We start from the raw sequence: 18,602 nt of genomic DNA on the forward strand, positions 1-18,602 counted from the left end.
GGTGCTGTCAGCCTTGCCGGGAGAGTTACCCCCCTGTTCCGGAATTAGCCAATGAACACACCTTTTGTCGTACCGGGTAACCCGGACTCTGCCTGCCAGCCACCTTCTACGAAGGACTTCCTGGTTGATCGCACCTTCCGTGCGCTTGCGCGGATAGGTGTGGTTCTGGTGCTGGCGTTGGTGTTTGCCCTGGTGTTTGAAGTCGGGCGCAAGGCCCTTCCAGGCATGGAAAAGCACGGTTTTGATGTGATCTTCGGAAGCGTCTGGGACGTTAACCAAGGCAAGTACGGCATTCTGCCGGCCATCTGGGGCACGCTTTACAGTGCCTTCATCGCGTTACTGATCGCAGGTGTTTTCGGCGTCAGCATGGCGATTTTCCTTACCCAAGATTTTTTGCCGGCGAAGCTGGCGGCGGTGTTTCGCACCATCGTCGAACTGCTCGCGGCCATTCCCAGCGTCGTTTATGGCCTGTGGGGCATTTACGTGGTGATTCCGGCGATCCGGCCTTTGACCGCTTGGTTGAACACCGAACTCGGCTGGATCCCTTTTTTCGGCACCTCCTTGAGCGGTCCGGGGCTGCTCCCGGCCGCGCTGGTGTTGGCGATCATGATTCTGCCGACCATCGCTGCCGTGTCCCAGGACGCCCTCACCGCCGTGCCGATGAAAACCAAGCAAGCGGCCTACGGTATGGGCACCACTCACTGGGAAGCGATTCTCAAGGTGATGGTGCCGTCCGCCGCTACCGGCATCTTCGGCTCCCTGGTGCTGGGCCTGGGCCGCGCACTCGGTGAAACCATGGCCCTGGCCATGCTGGTGGGCAATGCCAACAACATCTCTCTGTCGCTGTTCGCACCGGCCAACACCCTGGCGGCCTTGCTGGCGCTGAACTTTCCGGAAGCCGGGCCGAACGAGATCGAGGTGCTGATGTACGCCGCACTGGTGCTGATGTTGATCACGCTGATCGTCAACATCTTCGGCTCCATGATCATGATGTACGCCCAACGGGGTAATAAGTGATGACTGATCTCACTGCTGCAACCGACCTGACGTCCCCCGCAGGCGCGATGCCCAGCCTGCAGCGCCGGTTCGAAGGCCGCGCCCTGCGCAGCCTGGTATTGACCACCCTGGTCTGGACAGGCGCGCTACTGGCCAGCGTGCCGCTGATTTCCGTGCTCTACATGCTGATCATGCGTGGCGGCGCGCGCCTGAGCCTTGAAGTGTTCACCGAGCTGCCGCCGACTGGTTTCGAGACCGGCGGTGGTTTCGGCAACGCAATGGCCGGTACCTTCGTGATGGTCGGCATCGCCGCTGCCATCGCCGTGCCGGTCGGCATCATGGCGGCGATCTTCCTCGCCGAACTGGGCCCAGACAGCAAGCTGGCGAACGCCGCGCGTTTTGCCGCGAAGATGCTCACCGGCCTGCCTTCCATCCTGGCCGGTGTATTCGCCTACGCCCTGGTGGTCATGACCACCGGCACCTACTCGGCTCCGGCCGGTGGTGTGGCACTGGCGGTACTGATGCTGCCGATCGTGGTCCTGACCGCTGAAGAATCGATGCGCATGGTGCCCAAGATCATGAAGGACGCCGCCTACGGCATGGGCTGCACCCGCTCCCAGGTGATCTGGAAAATCGTCCTGCCCACCGGCCTGCCGGCAATCCTCACCGGCGTGATGCTTGCCGTGGCTCGCGCCGCAGGCGAAACCGCGCCGCTGTTGTTTACCGCACTGTTCAGCAACTACTGGATCTACCACGACGGCAGCCTGGCGGTGATGAATCCGACGGCCTCGCTGGCCGTGCTGATTTACAACTTCTCCGGCATGCCCTTCGACAACCAGCTTGAACTCGCCTGGGCGGCGTCGCTGGTACTGGTAATGATCGTGCTGGTCGTGAATATCGTGAGCCGTATTTTCGGCAAGCCAAAGTATTGAAAACGGGAGCATCTGAATCTTGAACGTCTCAACTGCGCAAATAGCCGCTCCGTTTGTCACCCAGGCGCCTGTGGTCATGGACTGCAAGCTGGATAAGATCTTCTACGGCAACTTCCTGGCCGTACGTGACAGCCATGTGCCGATCGAAAAGAACAAGATCACTGGCTTCATCGGTCCTTCCGGCTGCGGCAAAAGTACCGTGTTGCGTAGCCTCAACCGCATGAACGACCTGGTCAAAGGTTTCCGCTTTGAGGGCCACGTGCACTTCCTCGGGCAGGACGTCTACGGCAAGGGCGTGGATCCAGTGGTCGTGCGCCGCTATATCGGCATGGTGTTCCAGCAGCCGAACCCGTTCTCGATGAGCATCTTCGACAACGTCGCTTTCGGCCTGCGCCTGAACCGCTACAAAGGCGACCTGGGTGACCGCGTCAAACACGCCCTGCAAGGTGCGGCGTTGTGGGATGAGGTCAAGGACAAACTCAAGGTCAGCGGCCTGTCTCTGTCCGGTGGTCAGCAGCAACGCCTGTGTATCGCCCGTGCCATCGCCACCGAGCCAGAAGTGCTGTTGCTCGATGAGCCCTGCTCGGCACTCGACCCGATTGCCACGCGCCGTGTCGAGGAGTTGATGGTTGAGCTGAAGAAGGACTACACCATTGCCCTGGTGACCCACAACATGCAGCAAGCCATTCGTGTGGCTGACACCACGGCGTTTTTCTCGGTGGATATTTCCCAAGGCACGCGTACCGGCTATCTGGTTGAGATGGGCCCTACGGAGCAGATTTTCCAGAACCCGCGCGAGCAAATGACCGGTGACTACATCACCGGTAAGTTCAGCTGAACCCTGCGCGAGCTCGGACGCTCGCGCATTTTCACCTGTTTATAGGAATGCCAATGCCAGCAACACGACGCCTTGATTTGCCCGCGATTGAACGTGCACTGCGTGAGGTACAGCAGCGCTTTGCCGAGCTCAGTCGGGACTTTACCGAGCCGCGCGATCCGTTGACTGACGAAGTGCTGCATAACGTGCTTGAAGGCTATGCGCTGATTGACGACTACGTGGCGCGGGGCGTCGACCTGTTTGACCTTCAGCAACTGAACCTGATGCTGGAGATCAACGCCACCGTACTCTGTGGCAGCGACCCGACTCGCCGACTGGAATACGCCCAGCACCTGGCGGCGACCGAAGAACACTTCTTCAACAACGTCGAGGGCGGCATCAAGGACTTGTACAACTGGTACTGCGCGTACCGCAGTGAGTCGGTCTGGAAGCGTGCAGCCGGGGTGTACGTACGCATCCTCAGCAAGCCGCAGTTGTTCATCGAAGGCAACAACCGCAGCGGCTCGCTGATCGTCAGCTATTTGCTGATGCGTGCAGGGTTGCCGCCGTTCGTGCTGTCGCTGGAGAACGCCGAAGGCTACTTCAACCCCTCATCAGTCATCCGTAACTCAGCCAAACATGGCGTCAAGGCGTTGTACGAATTGCCCAAGATCAAGAAAAAATACGCAGCCTTCCTCGAAGAACAGGCACCGGATCCAATGAAGTTTTTTCTTAAGGACCAGCCCGTGCCCGTCTATCAAGGGGGCCATTGATGAGCGGTTCTCTCCTGTTCGCCAGGGCAGGGCAGGCCCTCCAGCGCCTTCTCCCGATGCAACTGCTTAAGCGCCCGCGCATCCGCATTTCGTTCGACATAGACGACACCCTGGCCTGCCAGCTCCACCACTGCGACGTCGAGCCGAGCCGGCTGCCGGCCTGCGTGCACCGTTGGCTGGGTGAACCGCTGCGAATCGGCACGCGCTCCCTGACCCGCGAACTACGCCGCCAGGGCTGCAGCATCTGGGTCTATACCTCGTCCGGTCGCACGCCATCCTATATCCGACGGTGGCTGATGCTGTACGGCATCCGCGTCGACGGCGTGGTCAACAGCGTGCTGCATAACCAGGCACTGACGGCGCACGGGCTGTCGAATTCACCGTCGAAATTCCCTCCGGCCTTCGACATCGACCTGCATGTGGATGACTCCGAAGGTGTGCGCAGTGAAGGCCATGACCACGGTTTTCGCGTGGTGGTGGTGGACCCTCAGGACGAGCACTGGGCGCAGCGGGTGTTGGAGGCCGTCGCGCAGGTTCAGGCGCAACTCGCCCGTCAGCAACCCCTCAGGCACGCACCAACAACACAGAGCGCGCGCAGGTTTTTTCTGCCTGAGGCGCTCTGAAAATCCTAGGGTTGGCACGCCTCAACGCATATGCAAAATAATCGGACTGCTGCTCGCAGGGTCCGTATGCCCACGCAGTTTACCCACCGCCTTGGCGTCCACCGCGCCACCCTGATTACCCCAAGTACCGCGCACATACGTCAGCACGTCGGCGATTTCCTGATCAGACAGCTGTTCACGAAACGCCGGCATGCGATACGCATCCGGCACGCCAGCGGCGACCACGCGTTGTGCGCCATTGAGGGTGATGTTGATCGCTGACGCCGTCTCCTTGACCAGCGCCGAGGTGGCGCCGGCCAGGGGCGGCATCCACTCGGGCTGGCCTTTGCCATCAGCGCCGTGGCACGAGGCGCAGCGGGTTGCGTAGGTGTGGGCGCCGGGTGCGTCCGGGCGCGCGTCGGCGGTCACGTACTGCCAGGGCGTGCCGTCGCGCTGCGGGTCGCCGGGCAGCGACTTGAGGTAGCGGGCGATGGCCGCCAGGTCGTCGTCGGCCATGAACTGGGTGGAGTTGTTGAACGCTTCGGTCATCGAGCCGTAGACCACCGCGTGCTGGTTGCGGCCGGTCTTGAGGAACTGCACGATCTCAGGCTCGCTCCAGCGGCCCAAGCCGCTGTTGGGGTCCTGGCGCAAGCTGGGTGCGTACCAGCCATCGAGCAGGGCGCCGGCGAGGAACGGCTTGCCGGAGTCATCCAGGGCCTTTTCGTTGAAGGCCAGACCACGCGGCGTGTGACAACTGCCGCAGTGGCCAGGCCCTTGGACGATGTAGGCGCCGCGATTCCACAGCGCGTCCTGGTTGGGGTTGGCGGCGTAGGTGGCCGTTGGTGCGAACAGGCCGTTCCACAGTGCGATGGGCCAGCGCATATTCAGCGGCCAGGGAATATCGCTGGGGATATTCGGCTGGTTGGCCGGTTGCACGCCTTTCATGAAAAACGCGTACATCGCCTGTATATCGTCGTCGCTGAGCTTGGCATACGACGGGTAGGGCATGGCCGGGTACAACCGTCGGCCGCCCGGTGCCACGCCGTGGCGTACCGCTCGGTCGAAGTCGGCGAGGCTGTAAGTGCCGATCCCGTGGGTACGGTCCGGGGTGATGTTGGTGGCGTGAATTGCACCCAGCGGCGTGGCCATTTCCAGGCCACCGGCGAACGGTGCCTTGTCGGGCAGGCTGTGGCAGGCCACGCAGTCGCTGAGGCGGGCGACGTACTCGCCGCGACTGACCAGGGCCGGGTCGAAACTGGTGGCCTGTGCCGGTTCAAACGGTGTGGCCGGTTGGCGGGTGACATACCAGGCCATCAGGCCGGCGGCGATGACGCAGGGCAGCGCGAGCCAGCCTACGGTTCTTGCGAATCGACGGTTGTTCATGGGCGGTCTCGCTCGGTTAGCTGAAGGTGTGTCGGCTTAATGGCAGGCTGCGAACACGCTGGCCGGTCAATTGCGCCACCGCGTTGACCACGGCCGGCGCCACAGCGGGGAGCGGAGGCTCACCGATGCCGCCCATCTTTTCACCACTCTCGATGATCTTTACGTGCACCTGCGCCATGCGTGACGGCGGCAGGATCGGGTAAAGGTCGTAATTGCGCGCCCGTGGCTTGCCGTCCACGTACACCGCTTCCTCCAGCAAAGTCTGCGATAAGCCCAGGGCTACCGCGCCGTTGACCTGAGCTTCGACAATCGCCGGGTTAACGATGCTGCCAGGGTCGATGGCTTCCCAGATGTGGTGCACCTTGACCTGGCCGTGTTCAATCGACACCTCGGCGATCACCGCCGCATGAGAACCGAACGGCGAGGCCATGGCCACGCCACGCGCTCGTCGCGTGCCGTCTTCGGCGGTGTAAGGGCCACGCTTCCAGCCGCCGGACAACTCGGCCACCGCTTTGAGTAAAGTCGTCAACCGAGGGTTGTCCCGCAGCAAATGCAGGCGCAACTCATACGGGTCGCGTTTGCCTTGGTCGGCCAGTTCATCGAGGAACGCTTCGTAGAAGAAGTCATTGAGCGAGTTACCCACCGACCGCCAGTAGCCGAGCATGGCCGGGCCTTTGACATAGATTTGCGCGATGCGTTTGTTGGGGATGGCGTAGCTCTTGCCGGTCAGGCCTTCGAGGGCCGTGGGGTCGAGTTTTTCGCCCTGTTTGCCGGCGATGGCTTCGCTGGGGCCTTCGGTGGCACTGACGGCTTCGATGGCAACGGGCAGGCCGTCGGCATCCAGCGCGGCGCGGAACTTGACCACCGCAACCGGGCGCAGTACATCGCGCAGGAACTCTTCTTCACGGCTCCAGATCAGCTTGACCGGACGGCCCACCGCCTTGGCCAGCGCAATGGCCTGCGGGTAAGGGCTGGCCGAGTCATAGAGGAAATGCCGGCCAAAAAAACCGCCCAGTAGCGGTGAGTGCAGATTGATTTGTGCAGGCGCCAGGCCGGTGCGCTTGGCGATGTCAGCGCGGAACATGTCCGGCGCCTGGTTGGGCAGCCAGATGTCCAGGGAACCGTCGGGGTTGAAACGCGCCAGGGCTGAAGGCGGCTCCAACTGGGCGTGATTGACGTACTGGTTGTGGTAGGTGGCCTCGATCTGAGTCTTGGCGTTTTTCAGTGCGCCGGCCACATCGCCTTCGTTTTCATCGTCACGGGCCGGGCCTTGCTGGGTGGCGAGGAAATCGCGGAAGCCATCGCTGGAAAAGTCGGCGGGCATCGCGCGGACTTTGGCGTCAGCGGCCGCTTCCAACCAGTCGACCTGGATGGCTTCTACCGCGCGCTTGGCATGCCACCAGCGTTCGGCGACGACCGCCACTGCGCCAGGCAGTTGATGCACCGAGTGCACGCCTGGCATGGCTTCGACCTGCGCCTGGTTACGCAGGCTGCCCACGGTCATGCCCAGGCGCGGCGCATGTTGCACGGCGGCGTGGAGCATGTCGTCGACTTTCAGGTCGATGCTGTATAGCGCCTTGCCGGTGGATTTGTCGTAGGCGTCCACACGCTTGACCGGTTTACCGATCCAGCGGAATTGACTCGGGTCGCGCAGGGTAATGCTCGCGGCATCAGGCACCGGCATGTCCAGGGCGCGGCTGGCCAACTCGCCATAGCCCAGGGAACGACCGGACGCAGCGTGAACCACGCGGCCGGGTTGGGTGGTCAATTGGGCCACTGGCACACCGAGCTGCTCGGCGCCGGCCTGCAGCAGCATGGCGCGGGCGAGGGCGCCCAGGCGACGCATGGTCGGATAGCTCATGCGCACCGACATGCTGCCGCCGGTGATGCGCATGCCGTTGTCCATCACCACATAAGCCTCACCGGGTGGCGCGGCTTCAACGATGAACGTGGCCGGGTCGGCGTCGAGTTCTTCGCCGACAATCTGCGCCATGGCGGTGTGGGTGCCCTGACCGCCTTCCATAAAGGGGCTGAGCAGGCGAACAGTGCCGTCCGGGCGAATCTCCAGAAAGGCCGGCACTTGGGTGCCACGTTCTGTCGTCGCGCCGGTGGCAGCCTGCACCCGGCCCGAGCCGAGCGGCAGGCCGAAACCGATGACCAGCGCCCCCACGGCCGTACTGGCCAGGAAGCGTCGGCGGGACAGGTTAACTGGCTCGTCCAGGGAGAGGCCGGGGATGAGTCCTGGCATATTCATCAGGCAGTCTCCTTCCCGGCGGCCAGGTCGTACATGGCGGTATGGATGGCGTTGTAGGTACCGCAGCGGCACAGGTTGACCATCGCTGCGTCGATCTGCTCTTTGGTGGGAGCGGGGGTGTGCTTGAGCAGCGCGGTGGCTGCCATCACTTGTCCGGACTGGCAGTAACCGCACTGCGCTACCTGGTGCTCGACCCAGGCACTCACGACACGTTTGCCCACGTCATCGGCTTCGATGGCTTCGATGGTGGTGATCTCGCGGCCAACGACCCCGGCTACCGGGGTGACGCACGAACGCACTACATTGCCGTCCACCAGCACCGAGCAGGCGCCGCATTGGGCCAGGCCGCAGCCGTATTTGGTACCGGTCATGCCCAGATTGTCGCGGATTACCCACAGCAATGGCGTGTCGGCTTCGGCCTCGACCTGATAGGCCTTTTGGTTGATACGTAATTCCATGGCTGGCTCACCTGCTGATCATCGGTTGGTGGTGCTGATTTCTTATAGGAGTGGTGCGACGAGAAGTCGCCCATCGTCGAACTCTAGACCACCGCGCAAGGGGTATCTATCTGCTGGCCGCCATATTCAGAGGATCAGGCAAGGATTCAACAGGATTGGGTGACTGACAGCGGTGAAGCCCGGTGGTGGAGTCTGGCCTTTGCGTGGTGATCAGGCTTTCTGTCATGAACAGGTTTCTGTGGTGAACGGTCTTTTTGTGGTTGTTAGGGTTTCTGTGGTGCGCGGTCTTTTTGTGGTTGTGAGGTTTTCTGTGGTGCACGGTCTTTTTGTGGTTGTTAGGGTTTCTGTGGTGCACGGTCTTTTTGTGGTTGTGAGGTTTTCTGTGGTGCACGGTCTTTTTGTGGTTGTGAGGGTTTCTGTGATGCACAGTCTTTTTGTGGTTGTGAGGTTTTCTGTGGTGCGCGGTCTTTTTGTGGTGAGCGGGCTTGCCCCGCGCTGGGCTGCGGAGCAGCCCCAAAACTGCCACCGAGATTTACCGGAAGAAATGCGATGTTCTTGATGGGGCCGCTTCGCAGCCCAGCGCGGGGCAAGCCCGCTCACCACAGGACACCCGTTCACCACAACAAATCCACTCACCATGGACAGCCTGTTCACCAGGCATAACAACCCATATTTACCGTGGTTGGCAGGACCACTGTGATGATCAGGTTTTCTGTGGTGCACGGTCTTTTTGTGGTCGTTAGGGTTTCCGTGGTGCACGGTCTTTTTTGTGGTGAGCGGGCTTGCCCCGCGCTGGGCTGCGGAGCAGCCCCAAAACTGCCCCCCAGATTTACCGGAAGAAATGCGGTGTTCTTGATGGGGCCGCTTCGCAGCCCAGCGCGGGGCAAGCCCGCTCACCACAGGGCACCCGTTCACCACAACAAATCCACTCACCATAGACAGCCTGTTCACCAGTTATAACAACCCATATTTACCGTGGATGTGATGACCACTGTGATGATCAGGTTTTCTGTGGTGCACCGTCTTTTTGTAGTTGTGAGGTTTTCTGTGGTGCGCGGTCTTTTTGTGGTGAGCGGGCTTGCCCCGCGCTGGGCTGCGGAACAGCCCCAAAACTGCCGCTGAGATTTACCGGAAGAAATGCGGTGTTCTTCATGGGGCTGCTTCGCAGCCCAGCGCGGGGCAAGCCCGCTCACCACAGGACACCCGTTCACCACAACAAATCCAATCACCACAGGTCATCCGTTCACCACAACAAATCCACTCACCATAGACAGCCTGTTCACCAGGCATAACAACCCATATTTACCGTGGTTGGCAGGACCTCTGTGATGATCAGGTTTTCTGTGGTGCACCGTCTTTTTGTAGTTGTGAGGTTTTCTGTGGTGCACGGTTTTTTTGTGGTGAGCGGGCTTGCCCCGCGCTGGGCTGCGGAGCAGCCCCAAAACTGCCACCGAGATTTACCGGAAGAAATGCGGTGTTCTTGATGGGGCCGCTTCGCAGCCCAGCGCGGGGCAAGCCCGCTCACTACAGGACATCCGTTCACCACAACAATCCACCCACCACAGGACACCCGTTCACCACAACAAATCCATTCACCCCATAACATCCATTCACCACAAAAAATCCGCTCACCCCAACAGCAAGAGCACCCCATATCTATCGCTATTCAGGCCCACCCCTCACGCACTGCATTGCGAATCCCTTCCAGCAACATGGCAAATGCCGGGTTGTCGTTGTTTTCACGCCAGATCAGGTGCAATTCGCTCTGCGCGCCTTCGCCCAGGTCGATGTCGCGGAACACCACGTTCTTGAAAACTACGCTGCTGGCGCAACGAGGTACCAGGGCCAGGCCCATGCCGGCGTTGACCAGCGCGAGGATGGTCAGGGACGAGCCGAGCCACTGCACATAATCTGGCGCGACGCGGGCCGAGCGCAGCAGGCCGGTGAGCAGTTCGTTGAAGGGCGGGTAGGCGGCGTGGGCGTACATGAGGAAGGGTTGGGCGTCGAGGTCGTGCACGCTGACCGTCTCGGCGTTGGCCAGGCGATGGCTGCTCGGCACCGCCAGCACGAAGGGCTCGCGCACCAGGCATTCGGTGGCGTAGCCCGGTTCCAGCAGGGGCGCGCGGACGATGCCCAGGTCGATGCGTCGGGCCCGCAGGGCTTCGTATTGTTGGTAGGTGTTCATCTCGGCCAGGTCGATCTTGACGTGAGGCTGCTTGAGACGCGCCTCGGCGATCACCTTGGGCAGAAACTCATACACCGCGCTGCCGACGAAGCTGATGTTGACCGTGCCGATATCGCCTTCTGCAAACCGTCGCGCGGTCACGGCCGCTTGCTGGGCAAGCTCCAGCAGGTTCTGGGCTTCGATGAAAAACGCGCGGCCAGCAGCGGTGAGCGCGACGCTGCGAGTGGTGCGAGTAAACAGCTCTACACCCAGGTGGTGTTCGAGCAATTGGATCTGCCGGCTCAGCGGCGGCTGGGTCATGTTCAGCCGTTCCGCAGCGCGGCGGAAATTCAGCTCAGTGGCTACGGTGGTGAAGCAGCGCAGTTGCGTCAGCTCGAACATTGATCTAATCCCGGTATCAATCGGATGCCAAGTTAGATTAGACGGGAACAATTCACGGCGTCCATCATTGTTCTGCCCCTAAAAAAACAATGAATGGGAGTTGCCCGTGGAAACCCTCCAGAATCCGCCAGACCCGACCGTGCTTGCCCGCGCGGCCGCCAAGGTCAAGCGTCATGTACTGCCGCTGTTCGTGGTGATGTTCATCGTCAATTACATCGACCGGGTCAATATCGGCTTTGTGCGCAGCCATATGGAGACCGACCTGGGCATTGGCGCGGCGGCCTATGGTTTGGGCGCCGGGTTGTTTTTCATCGGTTACGCGATCTTCGAAGTGCCGTCCAACCTGCTCTTGCAGCGCTACGGCGCACGGGCCTGGTTGACGCGCATCATGTTCACCTGGGGCGCGGCGGCGATGGCCATGGCCTTTGTTCAGGGCGAAACCAGTTTCTACATCCTGCGCTTTATCCTCGGCGCCGCCGAAGCCGGGTTTTTCCCGGGGATCATCTACTACTTCACTCAATGGCTGCCGGCCGCCGAGCGTGGCAAGGCGATGGCGATTTTCCTCAGTGGCTCGGCGATCGCCTCGGTCATCTCCGGGCCGGTGTCGGGGGCACTGCTCAACGTCAGCGGCCTGAGCCTGCATGGTTGGCAGTGGATGTTCCTGATCGAAGGCTTTGCCTCCATCGTGCTCTGCGGGTTCGTGTGGTTCTGGTTGCAGTCCCATCCCCATCAGGCCAAGTGGCTCAGCGACGACGAAAAACACGCGTTGGCCGCTGCCATTGCGCTGGAGCAGCAAGCCCGTGAGGCGAGCCAGAGCGTGCGGCCGTCGATGTTCAAATTGCTTGCCGACAAACAGATCGCACTGTTCTGTTTCATCTACTTCTCCATCGCCCTGACCATCTACGGCGCCACGTTCTGGCTGCCGAGCATGATCAAGAAAATGGGCAACCTGGGAGACTTCCAGGTTGGTCTGTTCAACTCCATTCCCTGGTTGATTTCCATCGTCGCGATGTACGGTTTTGCGTCGTTGGCCAGCAAGTGGAAGCACCAACAGGCGTGGGTGTCACTGATGCTGGTGATCGCCGCATTCGGCATGTTCATGTCCACCACCGGCGGGCCGGTGTTTGCCTTTGTCGCCATCTGTTTTGCCGCAATTGGCTTTAAGGCTGCCTCGGCGTTGTTCTGGCCGATTCCCCAGGGTTACCTGGATGCGCGCATCGCCGCGGCGGTGATCGCCTTGATCAATTCGGTCGGCAACCTGGGCGGCTTTGTTGCGCCCACCACTTTCGGCTTGCTGGAACAGACCACCGGCTCCATCGAGGGCGGCCTGTATGGCTTGGCGGCCACCTCGCTGGTGGCGGCGGTGGTGGTGTTTTTTGCCCGCACCGCGCCTCGGGGCACTGTGCCGCCTGCGTCCAAATCGTCCACCCATCCTCACGCCTTGCGTTCCGGTCCACAGGGAGCCGCCTCTTGAAAATTGTCCGCGTTACCGTCACCCCGATTGCCTTCCGTGACCCGCCATTGCTCAACGCCAGTGGTATTCACGAACCCTTCGCGCTGCGCTCGATCATCGAGATCGAGAGCGACACCGGCTACATCGGCCTGGGCGAGAGCTACGGCGATGCCCCGGCGTTGGCGATCCAGCAGCAGGTACAGTCACAGTTGATCGGGCTCGACCCCTTCAACCTCAACCAATTGCGCGCCATCGTGCAGGCCACCGTCGCCGCCCATAAACCGGCGAGCCTGGCCGGCGCCGAACTGGCACCGGGCTCCCACGCCAGCAAGGCGGTGAGCAATGCCTATTCGGCGTTCGAAGTGGCGTTTCTTGATTTGCAGGCGCGCTCACTGAACGTGCCGTTGGTGGACCTGCTCGGCGGCGCGATCCGTGACCAGATCCCGTTCAGCGCGTACCTGTTTTTCAAATACGCCAAGCACATTGATTCACCGTATAAACCCGACAGCTGGGGCGAAGCGCTGAACGAGGAACAGATCGTCGCCCAGGCCCGGCGCATGATCGACACCTACGGCTTCAAAAGCATCAAGCTCAAGGCCGGTGCGCTGCAACCCGAGCACGAGGTGTCATGCATCAAGGCCCTGAAAAGGGCCTTCCCCGGCGTGCCGCTGCGCATTGACCCGAACGGCAACTGGTCCCTGGAAACTTCGCTCCGCATGGCCGAGTTGCTCGGCGATGACTTGCAATATTACGAAGACCCGACCCCCGGCCTGGACGGCATGGCCGAGCTGCACAAACGCACCGACTTGCCCCTGGCGACCAATATGGTGGTCACCGACTTTGACGAGTTTCGCCGCAGCGTGGCGCTTAACAGTGTGCAGATCGTACTTGCCGACCACCACTACTGGGGCGGCCTGCGCGACACCCAGGCGCTGGCGAAGATGTGCCAGACCTTCGGCCTGGGCGTGTCGATGCACTCCAATTCGCACTTGGGCATCAGCCTGATGGCCATGGCCCACGTGGCCGCGTCGGTGCCCAACCTCGACTACGCCTGCGACACCCATTACCCGTGGCAAGAGCCGGATGAAGAGGTGATCAAGGGCGGCAAGCTGCCGATTGTCGACGGCTGCGTAAAAATCACCCGCGCACCGGGGCTGGGCCTGGAACTGGACCATGACCAATTGGGCAAGCTGCATGATCAATACCTTACCTGTGGCATCCGCCAGCGCGACGACGTGAAACAGATGCAGCGCTATCAACCGGAGTGGAAAACCGTCAAACCGCGTTATTGAAGCTGGTCGCTTCGTTTTGCCCGGTGGTGCGCCACCGGGCCTTTTTTTTCGCGGGACGCCGTGCCGCGCTATGTATTCAAGCTGATACGTGAATGCGTGGTTATCTCAAATGAGATTTCTTATCAATTAAATTCACTTTGGTTTTTTTATCCCTTAGACTCAGCCCCGCTGGCGTTTGGCTGCCTTCAGCCCGCCATAAAAAACAATAACGAAGGGTGCTAGGGGAGCTGGGCGTGAATTTCAAAAAGAACACAATTGCGTTGGCGGTCGGGTCGGTTTGCCTGGCTTCAGGGGCTTGGGCTGCCGAACCCAACACGATGGAAATCGCGCCGATTACGGTGAGTGGCGAGAAAATCAACCGCTCCCTTGAGCAGACCCAATCCAGCGTTGTGGTCGTGACCGAACAACAACTGCGGGACAAGGCCGATCACAGCCTGGTCGATGTGTTCGCGCGCACGCCGGGTGTGTACAGCCAGGCTGGTAACGAAAACTGGGGCATTCGCGGTGTACCGGTGTCCGGATTCGACGACCAGGGCCCCGCGACCCTCAATGGCGCCGTTTCGGTGTATGTCGATGGTGCCGTGCAACCCAACCGCACCCTGACGCTGAGCCCTACCGGCTTGTGGGACGTGGAACAGGTAGAAGTCTTCCTCGGCCCGCAATCCACCACCCAGGGACGTAACTCCCTGGCCGGCGCCGTAGTAATCCAGACCCGCAACCCGACGTTCCAACCGACTTTTTCGGCGCAAACCAACGTGGGCAACTACGGAGAAAAAGGCGCAGCGGTGGCCGGTGGCGGCAGCATTGTCGATGACAAGATCGCAGGTCGCATCGCCCTGGATTATCAAGATGGCGATGGTTACATCGACAACATCGCCCTCGGCAAGGATGCCAACCCGCACCGCACGAGCAACGCGCGCGGCAAGCTGTTGATCCTGCCCAACGACGATCTCGACGTCTTGCTGACCTACGCCCATAACGAGCACCGCCAGGGTGACAACTCGATCATCCGCACCCCGGACAAGGTGCGCTATTACAAGGTGTCCTCCGATACCCAAGCGTTCGACAACCTCAACCAGGACACCGTCAGCGCCAAGGTCGACTACCGCCTCGATGACCAATGGTCGCTGACCAGCCTGACCACCAACACCCGGTCCGACTACACCAACCGCCTGGACTTCGACCAGACTGCCGACGCCAATGAAGTCATCCGACGCAAGCAGGATGGCAACCTGTTCGGCCAGGAGCTGCGCCTCAACTACAGCTCGGACACGGTGAAAAGTTTCGTCGGCGCCTATTACGGCCATAACTCCAACAATTTCCACGACCGACTGCTGTTCGATGACGTATTGGCGGTCACGGTGAAAGGCGACACAGTCATCGAAAACAAGGCGCTGTTTGGTGAGGTCGACTGGACCTTCGCACCGCGCTGGACTCTGGTCACCGGCCTGCGCTACGACCACGAAACCAACGACACCGACATCAAGCAGGACGACCTGTCCGACGCGGCGAAGGTCAAAAAGTCGTTCGCGGCCGTGCTGCCAAAACTGGGCATCAACTACGAACTCGCCACCGGCCAGTACCTGGGCTTCATAGTGCAGAAAGGTTATCGCGGCGGTGGCGTGAACGTGCGCTCCGGCAGCGGTCACGAGGCATATGACCCGGAATACACCACCAACTATGAGCTGTCGTACCGCGGTTCATTTCTCGAAGACACCCTGCGTGCACGCGCCAACCTGTATTACACCGACTGGAAAGACCAGCAGGTCAGCGTGCGGCAAGCCAACAGCAATGTCATCAACGTGTACAACGCCGGTCGCAGCGATATCAAGGGCCTGGAAGTGTTCATCGAGAAAGACCTGAGCGAGCAACTGACCCTGACCCTCGGTGGCGCGATAACCGATGGCAAGTACAAGGACTTCATCGTCGGCAACAGCCAGGACCGCAGCGGCGAAGCGTTCTACTACTCGCCCAAGTACAAGGCTTCAGTGGGCGGCATCTATCGCTTCAACGAGCGCCTGACCTTCAACACCGACGTGACGTACCAGAGCAGCGCGCCTTCGGCGTACGAGTTCGATTCAGCGGGCAAGGTCAACGGCGAGCGCAGGAGCGACAACTACGTGTTGGCCAACTTCAGCAGCGAATTCAAAGTCACCAAGAACGTGGCTGTCTCGGGCTTCGTGAAAAACGCCTTCGACAAGCGCTACGTCACCAACAACCGCGATGACGAAATCATCGACGCCGGCGCGCCGCGCACCTTTGGCATGGCGCTGCGTTACGACCTGTAAGCTGTATTCCTGCGTGCCCCGGCGCTGCGGCGCCGGGTTCTGCGTTCAGGAAAAATCCTCCTCGAAATGCTCGTGCTCACCCCGCGCATCCCCTTGGCGACGCACCACCTCCATCTGCCGCAGCTCTACCCGCCGGATCTTGCCGGAAATGGTTTTGGGCAGTTCGCTGACAAATTCGATGCGCCGCACCCGTTTGTACGGGGCGAGGTGTTCGCGGGCGAAGGCGAGGATGTTGCGGGCCAGCTCGGCGCTGCCGGGGGCGTCGTGGGCCAGGATCAGGAAGGCTTTGGGCACCGCCAGGCGCAGTGGGTCTGGGCTGGGCACTACGGCCACTTCCATCACCGCCGGGTGTTCGATCAGCGCACTTTCCAGTTCGAACGGGCTGATGCGGTAGTCGGAGGCCTTGAACACGTCATCGGCGCGACCGACGAAGGTGATGTAGCCGTCGCTGTCGATCTGCGCGGTATCGCCGGTGCGGTAGTAACCGTCACGCATCACTTCGGCGGTTTTTTCCGGGCTGTCCTCGTAGCACACCATTAAACCGAGAGGGCGGACATCCAGCGGCAGCGCGACTTCCCCTTCGTTGCCCGGTAGGCCGTCGGCGTCCAACAGCACGACCCGATAGCCTGGCAGTGGACGGCCCATGGACCCTGGCTTGAGCTCCTGGCCGGGGGTGTTGCCGACCAGGGCGGTGGTCTCCGATTGGCCGAAACCATCGCGCAGCGGCAAGCCCCAGGCCTGCTGGATTTGCTCGATGATTTCCGGGTTCAGGGGTTCGCCCGCACCCACCAATTCACGCAGATTCAGGCGCGCCTTGTGACTGGCCAGGTCTTCCTGGATCAGCATGCGCCACACGGTCGGCGGGGCGCACAGGCTGGTCACACGATATTGTTCCAGCGCTGTCAGCAAGGCCGGCGCGCTGAACCGCGCGACGTTATGGATGAAGATGCACGCGCCGGCATTCCACGGCGCGAACAGGCAGCTCCAGGCGTGCTTGGCCCAGCCTGGAGACGAGATATTCAGGTGCAAATCGCCCGGTTGCAGGCCGATCCAGTACATCGTCGACAGGTGGCCCACCGGGTAGCTTTGGTGGCTGTGCAGTACCATCTTGGGTTTGGAGGTGGTGCCGGAAGTGAAGTACAGCAGCATGGGGTCGGTGGCCAGGGTGCGGCCTTCGGCTTCGAACTGCTCGGGGTATTCAAATGCGGCGTTGTGCGCGACCCAGCCGCTGGGCGCAGCTCCCACGCAGATGCGGCTACAGCCATCGCCCAGGCCGTCGAACTTGCCGACATGCGCCTCGCCGACCACCAGATGGCGAACCTGGCCACGCTCGATACGGTCGCGCAGATCATCCGGGTTGAGCAGGGCGGTGGCCGGGATCACCACCGCGCCGAGTTTGAAGGCGGCGAGCATGGTGTCCCACAACGCCACGTCGTTGCCGAGCATCAACAGCACTCGGTCGCCGCGTCGCACGCCGAGGGCACGCAGATGGTTGGCCACCTGGTTTGAGCGCGTCGCCAGTTGCTGGAAGCTGTAGCGCTGCTCGCTGCCGTCTTCTTCGACGATCCACAGCGCGTTGGCCGCATTGCCCTCGGCCATGGCATCGAAGTAGTCCAGAGCCCAGTTGAACGCATCCAGCTGCGGCCAGCGGAAGTCGCGAACGGCGGTGGCGTAATCGGTGCGATGGGCGAGCAGAAAATCCCGCGCGGCCAGGAAGGGATGCGTCATGGTCGGTGTCCTTGATTATTGTTGTAGGGACATTTCTGTGCTGCGGTGACCCACGGTTCAACCGAGGGGCTGAACCGAGTATAGGCACGCATAAATCCAGAGATGAACGCTCAAAAACACCGGTGTGTTGTGCAAAAAAGTCATGGGTGCAGGGGCTGGATTGACGATCAATACATAAAAGTCCAGTATGGAATTATAAGTACAAAAGCTCTTGCTGGATTTTTTCTTCTCTCTTGCCAAACCAACAACAACTTGCGAGATCCCCCATGAAGAAACGCTTGCTTATCACCGCCCTGGCCTTAATCGCTTCCAGCCACGTATGGGCCGCCGAGAAAACCCTGCGCATCGGCATCGAGGCGGCCTACCCGCCGTTTGCCTCCAAGACCCAGGAAGGCACCATCGTCGGCTTTGACTACGACATCGGCAACGCGCTGTGCGCGCAGATGAAGGTCAAGTGCGTGTGGGTTGAAGGTGAGTTCGATGGTCTGATTCCTTCCCTCAAGGTGAAGAAAATCGACATGGCCCTGTCGTCCATGACCATCAACGAAGACCGCAAGAAGTCAGTAGATTTCACCCACAAGTACTACTTCACCTCATCGCGTCTTGTGATGAAAGACGGCGCGGTGGTGGATGACCAGTACGCCAGCCTGAAGGGCAAGACCGTCGGTGTGCAGCGTGCGACCACCACCGACCGTTACGCCACCGAGGTATTTGAGCCCAAGGGCATTAACGTCAAGCGCTACAGCAATAACGAAGAGATCTACATGGACCTGGCGGCAGGGCGGCTGGATGCGATTTTTGCCGACACCATCCCCTTGAATGACTTCCTGCAAATGCCACGGGGCAAGGGCTACGCTTTTGTCGGGCCGGAGCTCAAGGACCCGAAATACGTCGGCGAAGGCGCGGGGATTGCGGTGCGCAAGGGCAACGAGGCGCTGGTCAGCGAATTGAACACGGCCATCGACGGCATTCGTGCCAGTGGTGAGTACCAGAAGATTTCGCAGCAGTACTTCAAGGCTGACATTTACGGTGATTGATGCAGCGGGGCTGCTGCTGTTGC

The 18,602-nt window shown here is 60.9% G+C and carries 16 protein-coding genes; 10 read left to right on the plus strand and 6 right to left on the minus strand.

Annotated features, from left to right (window positions below):
* The first annotated feature begins 51 nt into the window (after positions 1–51).
* The 5 genes from pstC (at position 52) to G9Q84_RS27515 (ending at position 4,141) form a co-directional block, all read left to right on the plus strand.
* On the plus strand, positions 52–1,017 hold the full coding sequence (gene pstC / locus G9Q84_RS27495) for a phosphate ABC transporter permease subunit PstC (RefSeq protein WP_032885468.1): 966 nt from the start codon (positions 52–54) through the stop codon (positions 1,015–1,017).
* A complete protein-coding gene (pstA, locus tag G9Q84_RS27500; protein WP_032885467.1) occupies positions 1,017–1,928 on the plus strand; it encodes a phosphate ABC transporter permease PstA in 912 nt (303 codons plus the stop codon). Before pstC ends, pstA begins: the two co-directional genes overlap by 1 nt.
* A gap of 76 nt (positions 1,929–2,004) precedes the next feature.
* Positions 2,005–2,766 carry a phosphate ABC transporter ATP-binding protein PstB gene (gene pstB, locus G9Q84_RS27505; RefSeq protein WP_050442813.1) on the plus strand — a complete coding sequence of 254 codons (762 nt, stop codon included), beginning with the start codon at positions 2,005–2,007 and terminating at the stop codon, positions 2,764–2,766.
* A 53-nt stretch (positions 2,767–2,819) separates the two neighbouring features.
* Positions 2,820–3,518, plus strand: coding sequence for a hypothetical protein (locus tag G9Q84_RS27510; RefSeq protein ID WP_032885466.1), 699 nt, complete (start codon positions 2,820–2,822; stop codon positions 3,516–3,518).
* Positions 3,518–4,141 (plus strand): hypothetical protein, encoded by a 624-nt coding sequence (locus G9Q84_RS27515; protein WP_032885465.1) that lies wholly within the window; start codon positions 3,518–3,520, stop codon positions 4,139–4,141. The genes G9Q84_RS27510 and G9Q84_RS27515 overlap by 1 nt, the downstream gene beginning before the upstream one ends.
* Positions 4,142–4,162: 21 nt before the next feature.
* Here the strand turns inward: G9Q84_RS27515 and G9Q84_RS27520 are convergent, their stop codons facing one another.
* From G9Q84_RS27520 to G9Q84_RS27530, 3 genes are read right to left on the minus strand one after another with little or no spacing between them, the layout of a single operon-like run.
* Entirely contained in the window at positions 4,163–5,503 is a 1,341-nt protein-coding gene (locus tag G9Q84_RS27520; RefSeq protein ID WP_181644421.1) for a cytochrome c, read from the minus strand.
* A 16-nt stretch (positions 5,504–5,519) separates the two neighbouring features.
* On the minus strand, positions 5,520–7,757 hold the full coding sequence (locus G9Q84_RS27525; RefSeq protein WP_122681338.1) for a xanthine dehydrogenase family protein molybdopterin-binding subunit: 2,238 nt from the start codon (positions 7,755–7,757) through the stop codon (positions 5,520–5,522).
* The gene (locus G9Q84_RS27530; RefSeq protein ID WP_032885461.1) at positions 7,757–8,215 is read right to left on the minus strand and encodes a (2Fe-2S)-binding protein; all 459 of its coding nucleotides are present in this window, start codon (positions 8,213–8,215) and stop codon (positions 7,757–7,759) included. The genes G9Q84_RS27525 and G9Q84_RS27530 overlap by 1 nt, the downstream gene beginning before the upstream one ends.
* Positions 8,216–8,414: 199 nt before the next feature.
* Here G9Q84_RS27530 and G9Q84_RS27535 point away from each other — a divergent pair, with 199 nt between their 5' ends.
* Positions 8,415–8,774 (plus strand): hypothetical protein, encoded by a 360-nt coding sequence (locus G9Q84_RS27535; RefSeq protein WP_181644422.1) that lies wholly within the window; start codon positions 8,415–8,417, stop codon positions 8,772–8,774.
* Between the two features lie 441 nt (positions 8,775–9,215).
* Here G9Q84_RS27535 and G9Q84_RS27540 read toward each other — a convergent pair whose 3' ends face one another.
* Positions 9,216–9,368 carry a hypothetical protein gene (locus tag G9Q84_RS27540; RefSeq protein WP_181644423.1) on the minus strand — a complete coding sequence of 51 codons (153 nt, stop codon included), beginning with the start codon at positions 9,366–9,368 and terminating at the stop codon, positions 9,216–9,218.
* A gap of 513 nt (positions 9,369–9,881) precedes the next feature.
* Positions 9,882–10,781 carry a LysR family transcriptional regulator gene (locus G9Q84_RS27545; protein ID WP_032885460.1) on the minus strand — a complete coding sequence of 300 codons (900 nt, stop codon included), beginning with the start codon at positions 10,779–10,781 and terminating at the stop codon, positions 9,882–9,884.
* Positions 10,782–10,887: 106 nt separating this feature from the next.
* On the opposite strand from G9Q84_RS27545, the gene G9Q84_RS27550 reads away from it, so the two are divergent.
* The 3 genes from G9Q84_RS27550 to G9Q84_RS27560 all read left to right on the plus strand — a co-directional run bounded on the left by G9Q84_RS27550 (position 10,888) and on the right by G9Q84_RS27560 (position 15,814).
* Positions 10,888–12,255: an MFS transporter gene (locus G9Q84_RS27550; protein WP_095186448.1), complete on the plus strand. Its 1,368-nt coding sequence runs from the start codon at positions 10,888–10,890 to the stop codon at positions 12,253–12,255.
* A complete protein-coding gene (locus G9Q84_RS27555; protein ID WP_181644424.1) occupies positions 12,252–13,526 on the plus strand; it encodes a glucarate dehydratase family protein in 1,275 nt (424 codons plus the stop codon). The genes G9Q84_RS27550 and G9Q84_RS27555 overlap by 4 nt, the downstream gene beginning before the upstream one ends.
* Positions 13,527–13,759: 233 nt before the next feature.
* Positions 13,760–15,814, plus strand: coding sequence for a TonB-dependent receptor (locus tag G9Q84_RS27560; protein ID WP_181644425.1), 2,055 nt, complete (start codon positions 13,760–13,762; stop codon positions 15,812–15,814).
* A 45-nt stretch (positions 15,815–15,859) separates the two neighbouring features.
* Here the strand turns inward: G9Q84_RS27560 and G9Q84_RS27565 are convergent, their stop codons facing one another.
* Complete coding sequence (locus G9Q84_RS27565; RefSeq protein ID WP_181644426.1) at positions 15,860–17,542, minus strand: AMP-binding protein; 1,683 nt, start codon at positions 17,540–17,542, stop codon at positions 15,860–15,862.
* 266 nt (positions 17,543–17,808) lie between these two features.
* On the opposite strand from G9Q84_RS27565, the gene G9Q84_RS27570 reads away from it, so the two are divergent.
* Positions 17,809–18,579, plus strand: a complete 771-nt coding sequence (locus tag G9Q84_RS27570) for an ABC transporter substrate-binding protein (RefSeq protein ID WP_095186427.1) — start codon at positions 17,809–17,811, stop codon at positions 18,577–18,579.
* Positions 18,580–18,602: the final 23 nt, after the last annotated feature.

The organism is Pseudomonas sivasensis (assembly GCF_013778505.1).
Lineage (GTDB): Bacteria > Pseudomonadota > Gammaproteobacteria > Pseudomonadales > Pseudomonadaceae > Aquipseudomonas > Aquipseudomonas sivasensis.